Source organism: Streptomyces lasiicapitis, from assembly GCF_014646335.1.
Lineage (GTDB): Bacteria > Actinomycetota > Actinomycetes > Streptomycetales > Streptomycetaceae > Streptomyces > Streptomyces lasiicapitis.
In genome coordinates, this window is record NZ_BMNG01000007.1 from 74,657 (window position 1) to 91,894 (window position 17,238).

14 protein-coding genes are annotated in these 17,238 nt (G+C 70.8%); 4 read left to right on the forward strand and 10 right to left on the reverse strand.

Annotation, left to right across the window (positions count from 1 at the left end; all coding sequences use genetic code 11):
• Window positions 1–70: 70 nt before the first annotated feature.
• Window positions 71–1,390: a glycoside hydrolase family 10 protein gene (locus tag IEY91_RS16715; RefSeq protein ID WP_189174570.1), complete on the forward strand. Its 1,320-nt coding sequence runs from the start codon at window positions 71–73 to the stop codon at window positions 1,388–1,390.
• Between the two features lie 15 nt (window positions 1,391–1,405).
• Here the strand turns inward: IEY91_RS16715 and IEY91_RS16720 are convergent, their stop codons facing one another.
• From IEY91_RS16720 to IEY91_RS16745, 6 genes are all read right to left on the reverse strand, one after another.
• Window positions 1,406–2,206 carry a GNAT family N-acetyltransferase gene (locus tag IEY91_RS16720; protein WP_229697017.1) on the reverse strand — a complete coding sequence of 267 codons (801 nt, stop codon included), beginning with the start codon at window positions 2,204–2,206 and terminating at the stop codon, window positions 1,406–1,408.
• A 44-nt stretch (window positions 2,207–2,250) separates the two neighbouring features.
• Entirely contained in the window at window positions 2,251–3,777 is a 1,527-nt protein-coding gene (locus IEY91_RS16725; RefSeq protein ID WP_164327827.1) for an amino acid permease, read from the reverse strand.
• Between the two features lie 103 nt (window positions 3,778–3,880).
• Complete coding sequence (locus tag IEY91_RS16730; RefSeq protein ID WP_189174572.1) at window positions 3,881–4,897, reverse strand: hypothetical protein; 1,017 nt, start codon at window positions 4,895–4,897, stop codon at window positions 3,881–3,883.
• Between the two features lie 1,077 nt (window positions 4,898–5,974).
• On the reverse strand, window positions 5,975–6,646 hold the full coding sequence (locus tag IEY91_RS16735; RefSeq protein WP_189174573.1) for a hypothetical protein: 672 nt from the start codon (window positions 6,644–6,646) through the stop codon (window positions 5,975–5,977).
• Window positions 6,643–7,359, reverse strand: a complete 717-nt coding sequence (locus IEY91_RS16740) for an RNA polymerase sigma factor (protein WP_189174574.1) — start codon at window positions 7,357–7,359, stop codon at window positions 6,643–6,645. The genes IEY91_RS16735 and IEY91_RS16740 overlap by 4 nt, the downstream gene beginning before the upstream one ends.
• An 82-nt stretch (window positions 7,360–7,441) precedes the next feature.
• A complete protein-coding gene (locus tag IEY91_RS16745) occupies window positions 7,442–8,374 on the reverse strand; it encodes a LysR family transcriptional regulator (protein WP_373287975.1) in 933 nt (310 codons plus the stop codon).
• An 80-nt stretch (window positions 8,375–8,454) separates the two neighbouring features.
• Between IEY91_RS16745 and IEY91_RS16750 the strand changes: the two genes are divergently transcribed.
• Together IEY91_RS16750 and IEY91_RS16755 are read left to right on the forward strand one after the other, a co-directional pair.
• Window positions 8,455–9,393 carry an NAD-dependent epimerase/dehydratase family protein gene (locus tag IEY91_RS16750; RefSeq protein ID WP_189174576.1) on the forward strand — a complete coding sequence of 313 codons (939 nt, stop codon included), beginning with the start codon at window positions 8,455–8,457 and terminating at the stop codon, window positions 9,391–9,393.
• Window positions 9,394–9,407: 14 nt separating this feature from the next.
• On the forward strand, window positions 9,408–10,292 hold the full coding sequence (locus IEY91_RS16755; RefSeq protein WP_189174577.1) for an aldo/keto reductase: 885 nt from the start codon (window positions 9,408–9,410) through the stop codon (window positions 10,290–10,292).
• 6 nt (window positions 10,293–10,298) lie between these two features.
• On the opposite strand, the gene IEY91_RS16760 is transcribed toward IEY91_RS16755, so the two are convergent.
• Window positions 10,299–10,919: a DUF6629 family protein gene (locus IEY91_RS16760; RefSeq protein ID WP_189174578.1), complete on the reverse strand. Its 621-nt coding sequence runs from the start codon at window positions 10,917–10,919 to the stop codon at window positions 10,299–10,301.
• A 166-nt stretch (window positions 10,920–11,085) separates the two neighbouring features.
• On the opposite strand from IEY91_RS16760, the gene IEY91_RS16765 reads away from it, so the two are divergent.
• Window positions 11,086–13,452, forward strand: a complete 2,367-nt coding sequence (locus IEY91_RS16765) for a SpoIIE family protein phosphatase (RefSeq protein ID WP_189174579.1) — start codon at window positions 11,086–11,088, stop codon at window positions 13,450–13,452.
• Between the two features lie 44 nt (window positions 13,453–13,496).
• On the opposite strand, the gene IEY91_RS16770 is transcribed toward IEY91_RS16765, so the two are convergent.
• From IEY91_RS16770 to IEY91_RS16780, 3 genes are read right to left on the reverse strand one after another with little or no spacing between them, the layout of a single operon-like run.
• A complete protein-coding gene (locus IEY91_RS16770; protein WP_189174580.1) occupies window positions 13,497–14,576 on the reverse strand; it encodes a HAMP domain-containing sensor histidine kinase in 1,080 nt (359 codons plus the stop codon).
• Window positions 14,573–15,244, reverse strand: a complete 672-nt coding sequence (locus IEY91_RS16775) for a response regulator transcription factor (RefSeq protein WP_189174581.1) — start codon at window positions 15,242–15,244, stop codon at window positions 14,573–14,575. Before IEY91_RS16775 ends, IEY91_RS16770 begins: the two co-directional genes overlap by 4 nt.
• Before the next feature lie 32 nt (window positions 15,245–15,276).
• Entirely contained in the window at window positions 15,277–16,977 is a 1,701-nt protein-coding gene (locus IEY91_RS16780; RefSeq protein WP_189174582.1) for a serine hydrolase domain-containing protein, read from the reverse strand.
• Window positions 16,978–17,238: the final 261 nt, after the last annotated feature.

Below are 17,238 nucleotides of genomic sequence, written 5' to 3' on the forward strand. Positions count from 1 at the left end.
GCAGGCAGAGCACACGCCCTGATCGGGTACCGCCGCCAGCCCCTGCCCTCCACCCGATGAAGGGGACAAGATGGCGACCCGCACCCACACCGCACTGGTCCTCGGCACGGCGGGCCTGCTCGCCGCAACCGGCGTCACCGCCACCGCCCAGTCCGCCGACACCCTCGGCGCCGCGGCCGCCGAGCGGGGCCGCTACTTCGGCGCCGCCGTAGCCGCGAACCACCTCGGCGAAGCCCCGTACGTCTCCACGCTCGACACCGAGTTCACCTCCGTGACGCCGGAGAACGAGATGAAGTGGGACGCCGTCGAGCCCACCCGCGACACCTTCACCTTCGGCTCCGCCGACCGGATCGTGGACCACGCCCGGAGCAAGGGCATGAAGGTCCGCGGGCACACCCTGGTGTGGCACTCCCAACTGCCCGGCTGGGTCAGTGGTCTCGGCACGGCCGACGACGCCAGATCGGCGATGAACAACCACATCACCAAGGTCATGCAGCACTACAAGGGCAGGATCCACTCCTGGGACGTCGTCAACGAGGCCTTCCAGGACGGCGAGAGCGGTGCCCGGCGCAGCTCGCCCTTCCAGGACAAGCTCGGCGACGGCTACATCGAGGAGGCGTTCCGCACCGCCCGCGCCGCCGACCCGGCCGCCAAGCTCTGCTACAACGACTACAACACCGACGGCATCAACGCGAAGAGCAATGCCGTCTACAACCTGGTCAAGGAACTCAAGGCGCGCAACGCCCCGATCGACTGCGTCGGCTTCCAGTCCCACTTCAACAGCGCATCGCCGGTCCCGTCCGACTACAAGGAGAACCTGCGGCGCTTCGTCGACCTCGGTGTCGACGTACAGATCACCGAGCTGGACATCGAGGGCTCGGGCACGGCGCAGGCCGACAACTACAGCAACGTCGTGCGGTCCTGTCTGGCGATCGCGCGCTGCACCGGCATCACCGTCTGGGGCGTCACCGACAAGTACTCGTGGCGTCCCGGCGGAACGCCACTGCTCTTCGACGACAACTACAACAAGAAGCCCGCGTACGACGCGACGCTGACCGCGCTCGGTGGCACCGGCACCCCCGGCGCCACCTGCACGGCCACCTACGGCAAGGCCGAGGAATGGAGCGACCGCTTCAACGGCAGGGTCACCGTCACAGCGGGCAGTTCCGCGATCAGGGACTGGTCCACGACCGTCACCGTCACACCGCCGCAGAAGGTCTCCGCCACCTGGAACGGCTCACCCACCTGGGACACCAGCGGCGACGTCATGACGATGAGGCCGAACGGCAACGGCAGCCTGGCCGCCGGGGCTTCTACGAGCTTCGGCTTCACCGTCATGAAGAACGGCAGCAGCACGCCCCCGGCGGTCGGCTCCTGCACCGCGGCCTGAGCCGGCCTCGTCGGCTCACTCCTTCAGCGTGTAGAAGTGGATGGGTGTGTTCGGCGTGAAACCGATACGCGGGTATACGGGGGCTCCGGCCTCGGTCGCGTGCAAGGTGGCGCGGGTGAGGCCGGTGGCGCGGGCGCCCTCGTGCAGCGCCTTGCGCGTGACCGCCTCGCCGTAGCCCCTGCGCTGCCAGTCCGGGTCGGTGGCGACGAAGGCGACGAAGAGGCGGCCCTCCGCTTCGACCGTCGCGGCGCACGCCACCGGAACGTCGCCCCGCATGGCCAGGTAGGCGTACATCTCGCTCTTCCAGTGCGCGGATCCGTCCAGGCCGACGCGGCCTGCCTCCAAGGGGAACCCGTAGGCGCGTGACTGGAGGTCCGCGTAGGCCAGCAAGTGCTCGTCGGTGCGCACGCGCACGAACGTCAGGTCGGGGTGGACCGGGTCGGGGACGGGCAGCAGGTCTCCGGCCATGCCCGTACCGGGGAACGCGTGATGCAGGCCAGCCTGCTCGGCTGCCGAGGCCAGCGCGGTGCGGCCCTTGTCGTCGAGCAGGCCCTCGAAGAGCCACAGGAGGCCCGGGTGCTTCTTCGCCCGCATGATGTCCACCGCCTGGCGCAGACGCTGCGCGAGGAGATCGGCTCCCGCGCCCTGGTCGGTCAGGGTGATGCAGTTCCAGAACGAGAAGGGGCTGTCGGCCCAGCGGACGGCGATGCCGGGGAGGTCACGCACATCCGCGTCCGCGTTGCGGTCGAGCACCATGGCACGCCAGGCCACGGTGAGCTGCTCTGCCGATTCGATGGACTCCGTGAAGCCAGTCACCGTACTCCCCTGGGTCGTTGAGGTCGAGGGTGGTCTCGTCGTCATCAGATGATGCCCTCGAACTGCTTGTCCTCGCTGGGGGAACTGGAGCGGGGCACGTGGTAGGAGCTGCGTCCGAAGCGCCGCCACAGCGCGGCGATGAGGAAGGCCACCACTACGGCGACGGGGGTGTAGTTGAAGGTGTCGACGGTGATCGGGCTGCTCTGCGGCAGCAGGAACAGGACCGTGACCGCACCGGCCCACAGCACCGCCACCCAGCCGATCGGCCTGCTCCAGCGGCCCAAATTCCAGGGCCCCGGGGTGAATCGGTCGCGGTGGAGCAGTCGCAGCAGCACCGGGATGGCATAGGCCGAGGTGAATCCCACGGCCGAGATGGCGGTCACCGCCGTGAACGCCGTCGAGGAGTACAAGGACGGCAGCGCGAGCACGAACGCCACGACGACCGCGAGCCAGACCGCGTTGGCGGGGATGGCGGTGCGGGGGCTGATCTTCTTCCAGCGCTCCGAGCCGGGCAGGGCGCCGTCCCGGGCGAAGGCGTAGATCATCCGGCTGGCGCTGGCGGTCACGGTGTAGCCGCACAGGAACTGGGCCACGATGATCACAAGGAGCAGGGCCTTCGCCGCCGCCTCGCCAAGGGCGTCCAGAAGGATCTGTGCCACGGGTACGCCGGTCGGTCCCGCCAGGGTCGTGGCGTAGTCCTGGATGGCGAACAGCAGCGTCAGGAGCAGGATGCCGCCGGCGATCCAGGACACCGCCACCGAGCGGAAGATCCCGCGGGCCGCGGCGACGGAGGCGTGGTTGGTCTCCTCGCTCAGGTGGGCCGAGGTGTCGTAGCCGGCCAGGGCGAAGACCGGAAGGAGCATGCCGAGCAGGATCACGTAGACCGGGACGCCCCAGCCCGTGTTGTTGGTGAACTCGGTGAAGACGAAGCCGGCCGACTGGTGGTCGGAGGGCACGAACGCCAGGGAGCCGATGATGACGACGGCGCCCGCCAGGTGCCACCACGCGCTCACGGACGTCAGGATGTTCATGAGCCGGGTGCCGAAGAGGTTCAGGACCGCGTGCAGCGCGAGGACGATCCCGTACACGAGCAGCAGGGATTCCGGGGTCGGCGTGTAGCCGAACTGCAGGTTCATCCACGCGGCGGTGAACGTCGCGATGCCGTAGTCCTGGGCGGCGATGCCGCCGAGCAGGCCCAGGAGGTTGAGCCAGCCGGTGTACCAGCTCCACCGCTCGCCTCCGAGCTGACGGGCCATGTAGTACAGACCGCCGCTCGTGGGGTAGCGGGAGGTGATCTCCGCCAGGGCCGCGGCCAGGCACAGCACCAGCGGGCCGACGGCGAGCCATCCCCACACGATCACCGAGGGGCCGCCCGAGTTCAGGCCGAAGCCGAACAGGAGCAGGGTCCCCGACATGATCGATATGACCGACAGGGAGGCGGAGAAATTGCCGAAGGCCCCCATCCGGCGGTGCAACTGCTGGGTGTAGCCCAGCGATTGGAGGATGCGCGCGTCCTCCCCGTCGTCGTCGACCGGGTTCGGCTGCTGGTGCCGTGCTCTTACCGAAGTCATGGGTTCTCCGCACAGGAAAGCTGAAACAAGGGGGTGCAGGCGGGGTGGCTGCCGGGCCGCTGGGGGGACGTGGCGGCGCCCGCCCGTGGGGGCAGGTCTGCGGTCACGGGTGTTTTCCCGTATGCCGCGGATGGGATCTCAGGCAGGCGACGCGGTCCTCCTCGAATGCCTTCCGCCACTGGTCCGCCGGGTGCCGGGCGTCGTACTGCCACGGGGCGGGAGTGGCGAAGTCGCCGATGGCATCGAACACTTCGGTCGCCCACTGAGCGAAACCGCCCCTCGCCAGGGCGTAGGCGAGGTAGTTCAGATCCAGCTGGGAACTGGTGGCCGGATCGCACTTCTGGAACCAGCCCTCGAATGCCTGCGTGACCGCTCGGGTGGTGTCCTCCCTGGTCCACAGCAGGTTCAGCATGACCTCGGCGCCTCTGTCCCGTCGCTCCCTGTGCTCCTGCACACGTGCGTAGATGGGCAGCAGAAGCAGGGGCGAGTCGGGTGGCGCGAAGGAGGCCGTCCAGCGGGCGAAGTCCGTCGCGACCGCCTGGCGGCCCGCCGGGCCCGGGTGGGCCTGGAGCGCCTGGGACATGCGGTGCCATGCCTCGCGGTTGAACTGATCCCGTCGGTGCACTTCCCCAAGGAGGCCCCAGGGTCCGTGAGGCAGCAGGTACTCATGGGGTGGCGGAGCCACGTGATGCTCCGGGTAGCGTCCTGTCGTGTCCGTTTCGGCCAGGGCCAGGCGGCAGATCCAGGGCACCGAGTCGTCAGGATTGCCCTCGCCCGCCCTGTGGCACGCGTCCCGGGCCCGGGCCACGAGTTTCTCCAGGTCCTGTGCCTTCTGGGAATCACGCGCCCACTGCCTCCGGTGGGCCTGCAGCACCCGTTCGGTGGCGACTCTGGCGTACATCACCCGGGCGGCGAGGCTCCCCGGCTCCTCTTTCAGCCACAACTCCACGACGTTGGCCTGAGCCGCGACGATCCCAAGGACCTGCGTACGGGACGTCCACTGCGGCCAGCTGCCCGTCCGGGCAAGCACCTGCCGCATCTCCATCCAGTAGCCCGCCTGAATGTCCTGCACCGCCGCATAGAGGTCCGAGTCACGGCCGGCCGGGTTCGAACTCGCCATCAGCACCACCCTCGGCCGTCGGCCTCGCGGCTCGCCGGGTGGTGTGAGCACAACACCACACGGTGTGCACTGGCGGCCATAAGCAGAGGATCCTTCGGGCAGTGGGGACGGTGTGGCACGGTCGTGCAGAGGACAGCGGTTCAGGTCGACGAGCAGGGCGGAGACGGCCGTTGGCGCACCACCCGGCCGATGGCTGTCGCCCTTGGCCGGTAGCGAATGCCTGAAGGAACCTATGTGCCTGCAGAGGCGCCTGACCAGAGAATCCCAAGATTGTTTGGTTATTCGGCTGCAAATTCCGGCCATGCGGCAGACGAGCGTCGCCATCCGTGACCGGCCCCGTCAGCCGTGGCACTCAATCGGTGCGCCACTGCGGCCCGGACACGCGCAGCCATGTGCTCAGGGGCATACGGAACAGGGCCGCCGTCCTCAGCGGAAGCGGGCGGACCCCAAGTGAACTGGGATTACGCTGCGTTGAGCACTGACTACGACCGCCCGCACGTCAGAGAGCCACGCCGGACCGCTCGCGCCGAGGGCGGACGGTCGAACCCGAGTCGGGCCGGCCGCACGGTCCGACGACGGAGCACACGACCACTCACCACGAGCGCGCCCCGTTCATCACGGCCCCACTGAGGCTGGCTGGAAAGCGCCTACTCGTCACCGCTGGAAGCCGCGGGTTGCGCGGCGAGACCACGCATCGGCACCGCCGCGTCGGCGAGCCGCCGTGAGACGATCTTCTTCATGGCCGAACATGCCCCGCCGTCGCACCGGGGCCACCGCTGCCCGACGGAAGGGCGCTGTCAAGACGCTTGCAGGGCAGGCAAGTTGAGGATGTTGATGATGCGCGGATGTCGTGAAGGGCGCTGCGGTCAGGCGTGCACGGGTGGTCCGGTGGTGGTCTTCAAGGCGCGGAGACATTCGGCCAGTTCGGTGAGGTAGTCACTTGTCCGGCCGACCCTCTGCACGGCCACGCGGGTCCGGGCAGAAGGACCCCCGCTCGCCTCGCCGCGCAGGAAACCGTGCTGCTCCCGCCCGGCACAGCACCGGGCGGGAGCAGCAGGCGATCCGTCAGTCAGTCCCCTACGGGCTCGGGACCGGCTCACAGGGTGCGGCCTTGCCCCGGATGCCGTAGAAGCTCGTGGAGCCGCTGTCGTTGCCGGGGTGGGCCCCGGTGCCGCGCTCCATCACCATGGTGTCGCCCCGGTGGAGGACCAGCTTCCACACCTTGCCGCCGTGCGGGCCGGGCCTGCCCGGACGCTTCTCGGCCCGGTCGGGCCGCGATGCCCCCTCCCGCCCGCCCGCGCCGTCGCCCTTGCCGTCCTTGCCGTCCTGCGGAGCGGAGTTGAGCAGGCTGATGACGGTGTTGCCGATCATCTCGCCACGCGGCATGCGGCAGACCTTGTCCTTGGGCACCTCGTCCACCGACACCCGGACCCCGGCCGCGCGCAGCTTGCCGGCCAGCGCCTCCTGCTCGCCGATGTCGAGCGTCAGATCGCTGACGGTGACACGGACCGCACCGCCGGAGAGCCTCTCCACGGCATAGGCCGCCGATCCGCCTTCGCCTCCCGGCACGACGATCGCCGTCACGGTCGCCGCCGCGCAGGCCACCAGGACCGCTCCGGCCCGCACCGGCGTCACGAACCGTCGGCGCACCGGCACCACCGCCGGCCGCGAGCCCGCCCCGGCGCCCTGGAGCCGTACTTCGCGCTGCAGTTCTTCCAGCAGCCGGTCCTCGAATGTCTGGGTGCTCATGACTCTCCCCCCGCGTAGGCGATGTTGGCGGTACATGATTCGGCTTGCTGCGCGTGCTCGACGCGCCGTGTGCGTGCGTCCTGCCGCGTGGGCTCGACCTGCTGGCGCTGCTCCGTCTGTCCGCGCTGCTCGGCCTGCCGGCGCACCGGCTGCTCCCCCGCGAGCCCGTCGGCGCCGCGCAGTTTTCTGCGTGCACGGTGCAGCCGTACGCGGGCGGCGACCTGGGTGGTCCCCAGGGCTGCCGCGGCCTCGCTCACGGTCAGCTGGTCGACGGCGACGAGTTCGAGCACGGCCCGCTCGCTCTCGGGCAGATTCGCGAGCAGCTCAAGGGCACGGCGCCCGCCCTGCTCGGCGTCGAGCTTCTCCTCGAGGCGCGCGATGTCGTCGTCGTCGAGCAACCGCCGCCCCGCGATCCGCGCCCCCAGTCCGGCCTGCCGCGAACTGCGCCGGTACTCGGCATGGACGACGTTGCGGCCTATCCCGAACAGCCAGGCCGCCTCGCTCCCGAGCCCGGGACGGTACCCGTCCCCGGAGTCGACCACCGCGAGAAAGACATCGGCGGTCAGATCCGCGACGGTGTGCGGATCACTCACCCGCCGCGCCACGAACCGCGTCACGGCATCCACATGCCGCCGGTAGAACTCCTCGAACACCAGCGGATCCCGCAGCCCGCCCCCGGCCGGCCCGCCTCGACTTCTGCTCTCCGTCCCCATCGCTCTCCTCGTCGCCCTGATCAATCTTCACCAATGCTGCGTACGACTGTTCTTGGCCGGAGAGGCCACGGGCGTTACATCTCTACGGATGCGGGAAAGCCAAGGCGTGCCCGGTCGTTGAAGGTGAACCCAATACCGCCTGCTCACGAAGCGCTTCGACCAGCGTCGTGACGTGGGGCCGGTCGCCCCGGCCGATCGCGGCGACGCCGATGTGCCGGATCGGCCCCGGCTGCTTGATCGGTACGGTGCGCAGGCCCGGGATCTCCGGGGTGAGCGCGATGGAGGGGATCAGGGAGATTCCCATGCCCGCGGCGACGAGGGAGCGGGCGAAGTAGTAGTCCGTGGTGGTGCCGCGCACCTCCGGGTCGAAGCCGGCGCGCTCGGCGTAACAGCGCAGGTAGGCCACGGTCTTCAGGCAGCCGAGCACCCAGGGTTCGGCTGCCAGCTCGGCGAGGTCGAGGGCGTCGCGGTCGGCGAGTCGATGCGTCTCCGGGAGGACGACGTGGAGAGGGTCTTCCAGGAGTGGGGTCCATGCCAGGCCGGAGGCGGGACCCGGGCCGACGGGCAGCGGGCCGTCGAAGTGGTAGGCGAGCGCGAGGTCCACGGCGCCCTGACGGACGAGGGGCAGAGTGTCCTCGGGCTCGCCCTCCCTGACGTGGAGCACGGTGCAGGGATGGGCTGCCATGAGCCGGGGAAGAGCCGCGGGCAGCAGGAGTCTGCCGCCGCTGGTGAAGCTGGCGACGGTGAGCTGCACGCGGCCCGTGCTGAGCTGGTCCACCCGCTGTTGTGCGTGTTCGAGCTCCGCGGCGACGGACTCGGCGGCGCCGACCATGATGTGGCCGGCCTGGGTGAGGGTGACGCCGCGGGTGCTGCGGGCGACGACCTGGGCGCCGAGGCCGCGCTCCAGGGTGGCCACGTGCTGGGAGACGGCCGAGGGGGTGAGGTGGAGAGCCGCGGCCGCCCGGTTGAAGCTGCCGTGCTCGGCCACCGCCCGCAGGACGCGCAGCCGCTGCATGTCGATCAACAGTTTTCCTTAATACGTAGCCAGCAAGTCGGCACTTCTGTTGATGACGGTAGATCATCCAGGGTGGGGGCATGCAAAGGATCTGCGTCATCGGCGGAAGCCGGTACTTCGGAAAGCTCCTGGTGGAGCGCGCGCGGGCGGCGGGCCACCAGGTCACTGTGATCAACCGCGGCTCCAGCCGGCCGCCCACCGGTGTCGAGCACCTCGTCGTCGACCGTGACGACGAGGCCGCCCTCACCGCCGCTCTCGGCTCCCGCACCTTCGACGTGGTCGTCGACCAGGTCTGCTACACCCCCGTGCAGGCCGCCATCGCCGCCCGCGCCTTCGACGGCCGCACCCGGCGCTACGTCGTGACCTCCACGATCGAGGTGTACGACCCGGCGACCGCCGCGCTGCCGCCCGTGTCGGCGGGTACGCCGGTGCCGGAGGGGAGCGTGGACCCAGCCGCCTGGCTGGTGGCCCTGGACCTGCCGTGGCACGACGAGGCATACCTGGCAGCGCACTACGCCGAGGGCAAGCGCCAGGCGGAAGCCGTCTTCGCCCGCGCGGGCAGCTTCGCGTTCGCCAGTGTGCGCAGCGCCCACGTACTCGGCGGCGGCGCGCGGGAGTTCACCGGGCGCCTCGCGCACTACACGGGACGTATCGCCCGGGGCGAAGAGATCACCGTGCACGCGCAGGCGCTGCCCACGGTCTTCATTCACTACGAGGAGCTGGCGGACCTGCTGCTGTGGGCGGCCGCAGCCGACTTCACCGGTCCGGTCAACGCCTGCTCCGACGGCCCACTCGACGTACACGGCCTCACCGCGGTCATCGCCGCGCAGGCCCGCCGGGAGCCCGTCCACCGGGTGGTCGCGGCGGGCCAGGAGGCCTCCCCGTTCTCCTTCGACCGCCACTACGCGATGAGCAACGCCCGCGCGAAGGAGCTGGGCTTCTCCTTCTCCCGCACCGCCGACTGGCTGCCGGGTGCCGTAGCCGAAGCCCTCGCCACCGAGCCGTCCCCCACCGTCTGAGGAGCACAGCCACCATGCGGTACCGCACCATCGCAGGCACCACCGTCAGCGCCATCGGCCTGGGTGCCATGCCGCTGTCCATCGAGCACCGCCCGGACGAGACGCGGGCCATCGCCACCGTCCACGCCGCCCTCGACGCAGGCATCACCCTCATCGACACCGCCGACAGCTACCACTGGCACGCCGAAGAGGTCGGCCACAACGAGCTGCTGATCGCCCGCGCCCTCGCCCGCTACGGCGCCGACACCTCCGGCGTCCTGGTCGCCACGAAGGGTGGCCGCGGCCGCCCCGGCGACGGCACCTGGACCGTCGACGCCACCCCCGCCCGCCTCAAGCAGGCCGCCGAGGCCTCCGCCAAGCGCCTGGGCGTCGACGCGATCGGCCTGTATCAGCTGCACAAGTCGGACCCTGCCGTGGACTGGGCCGAGTCCGTCGGCGCGCTGCGCGAGTTGCTCGACGCCGGCACGATCCGTGCCGCCGGGATCTCCAACGTGACCTCCGCCCAGATACGTGCAGCGCACGCGATCCTCGGCGAGGGACTCGTATCCGTACAGAATCAGTACTCGGCCGCCGTCCGCGACAGCGAGCCCGAGCTGCGCCTGAGCACCGAGCTGGGGCTGGCCTTCCTGCCGTGGAGCCCGCTCGGTGGCCTCTCCCGCAGCTCCCTCGACGGCCCCTCCGGCTCGACCTCCGTCGGCACAGCCTTCCACCGCATCGCGACCGAGCGGGGCGTCAGCCCGCAGCAGATCGCCCTGGCGTGGCTGCTCGCCCGCTCCCCGGCGGTGATCCCGGTCCCGGGATCCAGCCGCCCGGCCTCCATCACCGACTCGGCCAAGGCCGCGGAGCTGACGCTGAGCACGGAGGAGCTGGCGCTGCTCGAGGACGCGCTGGCGGGCTGAGGCGGGTCACGGGTACGGACGGCGCTTCCTGACCCAGAGCAGCAGGACCACCGAGCACACGGCGGCGAACGCGCACCACGTCGAGATGTACTCCTGCCGCCACAGCACGACGGACACCGCCGCCCCGACGGCGACCAGGACGCCGAACAGGACGAGGCCCCGGTCGCCGGACAGGAGCAGGGAGCCGATGGTGGCGATGAGGTAGCCGACGACGATCAGCTCCGCCTGCGGCAGCCCCAGCGAGTACCCGACGGTGTGCCCGCGGATCTCGGCCGTCACGGTGCGGGTCGCCAGGGCATACGCGAGCGCCGCCGCCGTCGCGGCCCCCGCCGCCAGGGGGATGAGCAAGCGGCGGCGGGCGCTCGGCGGCGCGGCGCACAGCACGGCCGCCGGTACCCACAGCGCAAGCAGCGGGAGCGCGATCACGGCCCAGGCGAGCGTGGCGGGCCCGGTGCCGCCGTCGTGGTGCCAGACGGCGGCCTCGATGATCTGGTGGGCCCCCAGGAGGAGCGGCAGCGCGGCCAGCGGCAGGTCACGCGGGCGTCGGGCCGCCAGGGACACCGAGGCGACCCCCACGGCCGCGATGCCCGTGCCCGCAACGAGGTCGGCCGTCGCGCTCCAGCACATGGCAGCAACGCTACGGCCGCGTCGGGGCGGGAGCGCGTCGGGCGTTCCTTCGCAGTAATGCAGGTCCCCGGGACGGCGTCGGCTTCCGTTTGGTGGGCGCACCGCAGTTGTGCCCGCCCCGGGGACAGCGGATTCTGTAGGGAATGAACGGGGCTGGTGTGGCGCGATGACTGCATGGAACGCGGAGCAAAGCGCTGACTTTCGTGGTCCGCTCGACGTCACCAGGGCGGCCACGATGGTCGTCGACGCCCAGGACACGGTCATCGGATGGAGCCCCGCGGCGGAGCGGCTCCTCGGTTACCCACCGGAGGACAGCGTCGGCCGGCCCCTGATCACGTTCCTGTCCCCCGACCCGACGCCGTCCGTGTCCCCTCTGCCCGCCCCGCTCCGCGGAAACGAGATCCGCCTCGCCCGGCACCGGGACGGGCGTGAGCTGATCGTCGCCACCGCGGTGTCTCCCCTGCCGGGCGCCGGTACGGCGGCGCGCGTGCTCGTCGCGACGGAGCTGAAGGACCTCCGGCTGTGGGAAACCCAGCAGGCCCTGCTGCACGGACTGGCCACCCAGTCACCCGTCGGCCTGGGCATCTACGACACCGACCTGCGCCTGACCTGGTGCAACACGGCGTACGAACGGGAGATCGGCCGCCCGTTCGCCGAGTTCCGGGGCCTTCGGGCCGACCAGCTGTACGCCGAGGGAAGGTTCGTGACCAAGGGGCACCCGCCCACGCTCGAAGCGGTCATGCGTCATGTTCTGGACACCGGCGAACCCTTCCTCGACCTGCACTTCAAGGGGCGGCCGCCCAGCGATCCGGAAACGGACCACCTCTGGTCCTGCGCCTACTACCGGCTCCAGGACGCCGACGGGCACGTGTTCGGCGTGTGCGAGGACGCGTTCGACATCACCGACCGCTACAAGGCCCAGCGGCGCCTTGCCCTGCTCGTCGAGGCAGGCCGCGGCATCGGAACCACCCTCGATGTGATGGTCACCGCCGAGAAGATCACCGAGGTGGCGGTACCTGAGTTCGCCGCCACGGTGACGGTCGACCTCGCGCGGGCGGTGCTGGAGGGCGAGGTGCCGGCGACAGGCGAGTCGGTGGTGACGTCGTTGGTGCGGGTCGCTCGGTGCTCGGCGGAGGACACGAAGGACGCCGAGAACTCCCCCGTGGAGTACCCGCCCGGTTCCCCGCAGGACCGCAGCCTCGCCTCGGGCGGGCTCGTGCTCGACGACACCGCCCTGGTCGTCCCCCTGCGAGCCGGGAACAACATCCTGGGTCTCGTCACGTTCACACGCGGCACCGGTTCCACCACCTTCGACAGCGGTGAAGTGGCGCTGGCCGACGAGTTGGTCGCCCGTACGGCCGTGTCCATCGACAACGCCCGCCGCTTCACGCGCGAGCGCACCGCGTCCCTGGCCCTCCAGCGCCAGTTGCTGCCGCAGCACGTGCCGGAGCAGTCGGCGGTCGACCTGGCCTACCGCTACCTGCCCACGGACGACGTGACAGGCGTCGGCGGTGACTGGTTCGACGTCATCCCGCTGTCCGGGACGCGGGTCGGACTCGTGGTCGGGGACGTGGTCGGCCACGGCCTGCAGGCGGCCGCCACCATGGGTCGGCTGCGTACGACCGTCCGCGCCTTCGCCCAGATGGACATGGAACCCGTCGAACTCCTCTCACGGCTCGACGACCTGGTGGCGCAGCCGGCGGAGGAGCAGGGACGCGAGCAAGGAACGCCCGACGGTACGTACGCCGATGTGGCCACCGGCGCAACCTGCCTCTACGCGGTGTACGACCCCGTCTCCCGGCGCTGCGTCATGGCCAGGGCCGGACACCTGCCGCCCGCGGTCGTCGACCCCGAAGGCCGTCTCTCCTTCCCGGACCTGCCGGCAGGACCGCCCCTGGGCCTGGGCGGCCTGCCCTTCGAATCGATGGAGATCGAACTGCCCGTGGGGAGCCTGCTGGCGCTCTTCACCGACGGCCTGGTCGAGGCCCGCGACCGCGACATCGATCACGGACTCGACACCCTGGGACGCGTACTCAGCGAACGCCACGCGTCCCTCGAAGAACTCTGCGACCGAGCCGTGGCCGAACTCCTGCCGGACGGCTCGACAGCCGACGACACCGCCCTGCTCCTCGTCCGCACCCGCGAACTCGACACCTCGCAGGTCGCCGAATGGGAACTCCCCGCAGAACCGGTCGCCGCGGGCCGCGCCCGAGCCCTGACCACCCAACAGCTGCACCACTGGGGCCTGGAGGAGCTGTCGTTCGCGACCGAACTCGTCGTCAGCGAGCTGGTCACCAACGCGGTCAGATACAGCGAAGGCCCCATCCAGGTACGCCTCATCCGCGACCGCACCCTCCTGTGCGAGGTCGCGGACACCGGCCACACCTCACCCCACCTGCGCCACAGCGCCGAGGACGACGAGGGCGGCCGCGGCCTGTTCATCGTCGCCCAGTTGGTACAGAGGTGGGGCACGCGTTACACCCGCTCCGGAAAGACCATTTGGACCGAACAGGCCTTTCCTACGACGGGATGAGTCGGTCTCCCCGGGGCACCGCCGGCCCTGCGGGGGCAGGCAAGTCAGCGGCGTACGGAGAACCGGAAGACGCAGCCGTCCCCGGTGGGCCCCGGCGAGGTCAAAGTGAGCGTGCCGCCGTGGGCCACGGCGACGTGGCGGGCTATGGCCAGGCCGAGGCCGGTGCCGGGGGACTCGGAGGGGCCGCGCCAGAAGCGTTGGAAGACGTGGGGCTGGTCGTCGGTGGGGATGCCGGGGCCGTGGTCTGTCACCGTCACCGCCGCTTCGGACTCGGTGGTTTCGACGGTGACCCGCACCGCGCTTCCCGCCGGTGCGTGGCGGATCGCGTTGTCGACGAGGTTGTGGACGGCCCGGTGCACGGTGGGCTCGTCGACGGGGCAGATGGCGGCCGGTGGCCCGGACAGTGACAGGCTGGTCCCCTTGGCCGCGGCGTGTACGTCGGCGTCCTCGACGACGGCGCGGACGACGGCCGTCAGGTCGACCGGTCGCCGGTCGAGGGTGCGTGCCCGTCCGCGGGCGTCGACCAGGAGCTCGTCCATCACGGCCTGGAGCCGTACGGCCGCCGACCGGGAGCGTTCCAGTCCCTGTCGGTAGACCCCGAGTGTGGGCTCGGGGTGGGCCAGGAGCACCTCGGCGTTGGTCACCAGGATGGCCAGCGGTATGCGGAGTTCGTGGCTGGTCTCCTCGATCAGCTGTCGCTGTGTCTCGGCGGCCCGGTCCAGGCGGTCGAGCATCCCGTCGAAGCTCGCCGCGAGGGTGATCACCTCGGTCGGGCCGTGGCGCAGGGCGATACGGCGGCCGAGGTCGGCGCCCTGGATGTCGTCGGCGACCGCGCGTACCCGGTCGATCGGCCGGACCGCGCGGCCCGCCCACCACCAGGCGAGCCCGGCGGCGAGCGGCCCGAGTGCGATGACGGTTCCGATCACCGGCGCGGACCGGTGCGTGGTGGTGCTCTCCACGGCCGGCGCACCCGTCGTGTCCTCCCGCGTGGTCTCCGTGTCGGTGGCGAGGATCACGCCGAACAGCAGCAGAGCCGGGGCGTAGATGGCGAGGAATCCCAGCAGGGCGAGCTGCCCGCGCAGGGAACCCAACAGGCGCCTCGGGGACTTCAACCGACGCCTCATGGACGCTCCTTGAGCTGGTAGCCGACATTGGTGACCGTCACGATGAGGGCCGGCTCGCCGAGCTTCTTGCGCAGTCGGCTGAGGATGACCCGGACCGACGCGGTGAACGGGTTGGCGTGCTCGTCCCAGACGTGTTCGAGTAGGTCCTCGGCGGAGAGGACGTCGCCGGGGTGGTGCATGAAGTACCGCAGCAGGGAGAACTCACGGGCGGTGAGCCGGAGTTCGCTGCCGTCGCGCCAGGCCCGGTGCGCCGCGAGGTCCAGCGTGAGCTCGCCGACCCGCAGCGTCGAGCCGTGGCTCTCGCCGCGTCGGCTCAGCGCGCGCACCCTGGCCACCAACTCGGCGAAGTGGAACGGCTTGACGAGGTAGTCGTCGGCGCCCGCGTCGAGTCCGGCGACCCGGTCCGCCACGGCGTCGCGCGCGGTCAGCACCAGCGAGCGGCGCGGCCGGCGCAGCTCCGGATCGCGCGCCAGCCGGCGGATGAGCTCCAGACCGTCACCGTCGGGCAACCCCAGATCGAAGCAGGCGACGTCGTACGTGGTCGTGCGAAGGAGCTCCTCCGCGTGGGCGTAGGTGGCGGCCATGTCGACCGCGTACGACTCGTTGCGCAGGCCGAGAGCGACGACGTCTGCGAGGTCGGGATCGTCCTCGATCAGCAAGATCCGCATGGTCCCAGTTAACCGTTCGGTCGAATCGGCGGTCAGTCGGAGCGCTCGGCGACAGTCGTTCCGCCCGGCCCCGAGACGGTCAGGCGCCCGTCACGGAACTTCACGGTCACGTCGGGGCCGGTACCGGCCGGATCGTCCGGGAGGTACCGGTCGCGGCCCGCCGGAACGAGCGTCAACGCGGGTGGTTTGGTGGGGACTTCGGCCGCGCTGATGCCGCCCACCTCGTTGAGCGAGTACCACCCGGTGACGGCCTTGGCGCGCGTGGTGAGGGTGACATAGGTGCGTACGTCGCCGCCTTGGAACACGGTGCCGCCGAGGGCGACGCGGCGAAGGGGGCCGAAGGCGTCTTCGAGAGACGCGCGCTCCTCGCGCCCTTCTCGGCTCTCTCCCGCCAACAGGGCCCGTACGCGCTTCTCGTGGGCCCGGAAGTCGGCTGCCGTGAAGCCGCCACTCGGCGGGAACAGCGCGGTGGCCGCGTCGGTGCCGGTGGCGGAGATCGTGATCCGTTGACCGGCGGACGTGACGTCGAACGAGCCGTCGGAGGGCAACACGTACTTCCCGGCGGCGGCAGCAGCCGGATCGCTGCCGGCGTCGACCGGCGGGCGCGGGGTGGGGAGCGGCTTACCTGCGATCAGCGCGGGTCCCACCTTCTTGAGGAGGTCCGCGGCGGACACCTTGGGCTCGTTGGACACGATCGTGATCACCCGCTGTTCGCCGGGGATCCAGGCGACCACGGCGTCGTGGCCCACCTGGCCCCCGCCGCCCGCACTCATCAGGAACGGTTTGCCGTAGCGGGACGCGTCGAAGGCGACCCACCCCGGTGTCTCCGACTGGCCGTCCCCCAGGTCATGGCCCGGTTTGCTGATGGCCTCGACCGACTCGGCCGACACCAGACGGCCGGTGAACAGCGCCCGGGTCCAGGCCGCCAGGTCACCGGCGGTCATCGCCAGCGCGCCGTTGCCGTCCAACGCCCAGTGCGGGCCCGCGAAGTCGCCCGATTCGCCGGCCTGCCCGTCTTCCAGGTAACCGGTGGCCCGGGGGCCGGACGGCGCCGGCCTCCCGTCCCAGAACCCGCCCGCGACCCGGCCGCCCGGCATCCGCAGCATCTCCGACGCGGTGTACTGACGGTACGTCGCGCCGGAAACCTGCTCGATGATCAGCGCGAGCAGGGTGTACCCGGCGTTGGAGTACGCGTATCCGGAGCCCGGCCGGAAAGCCAGTTCCAGCCGACTGATCGCCTTGAGGGCCGCCTTTCGGCTCAACGGCTGGTGATCCTCTCCGTGCGACCCCTTCAACCCGCCGGTGTGCAACAGCAGTTGACGTATCGTTACCTTGCGGACCGGCCCTGTCAGCCCTGGCAGCAGGTCCCCTGCCCGGTCGCCGAGCCCGAGCTTGCCGTCCTCGGCGAGGCCGAAGACGGTCGCGGCGGTGACCGCCTTGGTGATCGAGCCGATGCTGAACACGGTGCCCGTCGTGTTCGGCGTCTTGCTGTCGTCGTTCGCCGACCCGTACGCCGCCCGGCAGTCGAACTTCCCACCGGTGGAGATCGCGATCGAGCCGCTGAATCCGGCACGCGCCCACGCCTTGAACGCCGTGTCGAGCCGGGGATCGCACTTGGCCACTGCACGACTGGTGCCTGCCGCGGGTGGCGCAGCGTCCCCGCCCTGAGTGCAGGCGGCCAGCACGCCCGCCACTGTCAACGCGGCCACCGCCGCAAGGTACTTGTTCGTCATGCGAGGCACCGTACGAACGGTGCTGCGAACCCGATGTAAACGAGGCGAGGCGCGTCACGCCTTCGAGGAGGCCACGCCACCGGTCGTGGTCAAGATCCGCCGAGTCACAGGTCTGTCCCAGCGGGCGGCGGTCGCGAACAGGTGCGGGACGGTGACGGGAACCACTGGCCCGGCCCGTCTGCGGTGGCTCGGCCCCTCTGCGGCGTGTTCGCCCACTGGTGTGCGTGTAACAGCAATGTATTAGCGGGCAGTTGGGAGCAA

What these genes read in the sequence shown, in the direction of transcription:
- IEY91_RS16755 (WP_189174577.1), top strand. Translation starts at nt 9,408, where the DNA reads ATGCGGTACCGCACCATCGCAGGCACCACCGTCAGCGCCATCGGCCTG.
- IEY91_RS16715 (WP_189174570.1), top strand. Translation starts at nt 71, where the DNA reads ATGGCGACCCGCACCCACACCGCACTGGTCCTCGGCACGGCGGGCCTG.
- IEY91_RS16770 (WP_189174580.1), bottom strand. Translation starts at nt 14,576, where the DNA reads ATGAGGCGTCGGTTGAAGTCCCCGAGGCGCCTGTTGGGTTCCCTGCGC.
- IEY91_RS16735 (WP_189174573.1), bottom strand. Translation starts at nt 6,646, where the DNA reads ATGAGCACCCAGACATTCGAGGACCGGCTGCTGGAAGAACTGCAGCGC.
- IEY91_RS16775 (WP_189174581.1), bottom strand. Translation starts at nt 15,244, where the DNA reads ATGCGGATCTTGCTGATCGAGGACGATCCCGACCTCGCAGACGTCGTC.
- IEY91_RS16740 (WP_189174574.1), bottom strand. Translation starts at nt 7,359, where the DNA reads ATGGGGACGGAGAGCAGAAGTCGAGGCGGGCCGGCCGGGGGCGGGCTG.
- IEY91_RS16765 (WP_189174579.1), top strand. Translation starts at nt 11,086, where the DNA reads ATGACTGCATGGAACGCGGAGCAAAGCGCTGACTTTCGTGGTCCGCTC.
- IEY91_RS16780 (WP_189174582.1), bottom strand. Translation starts at nt 16,977, where the DNA reads ATGACGAACAAGTACCTTGCGGCGGTGGCCGCGTTGACAGTGGCGGGC.
- IEY91_RS16730 (WP_189174572.1), bottom strand. Translation starts at nt 4,897, where the DNA reads ATGGCGAGTTCGAACCCGGCCGGCCGTGACTCGGACCTCTATGCGGCG.
- IEY91_RS16760 (WP_189174578.1), bottom strand. Translation starts at nt 10,919, where the DNA reads ATGTGCTGGAGCGCGACGGCCGACCTCGTTGCGGGCACGGGCATCGCG.
- IEY91_RS16750 (WP_189174576.1), top strand. Translation starts at nt 8,455, where the DNA reads ATGCAAAGGATCTGCGTCATCGGCGGAAGCCGGTACTTCGGAAAGCTC.
- IEY91_RS16745 (WP_373287975.1), bottom strand. Translation starts at nt 8,374, where the DNA reads ATGCAGCGGCTGCGCGTCCTGCGGGCGGTGGCCGAGCACGGCAGCTTC.
- IEY91_RS16725 (WP_164327827.1), bottom strand. Translation starts at nt 3,777, where the DNA reads ATGACTTCGGTAAGAGCACGGCACCAGCAGCCGAACCCGGTCGACGAC.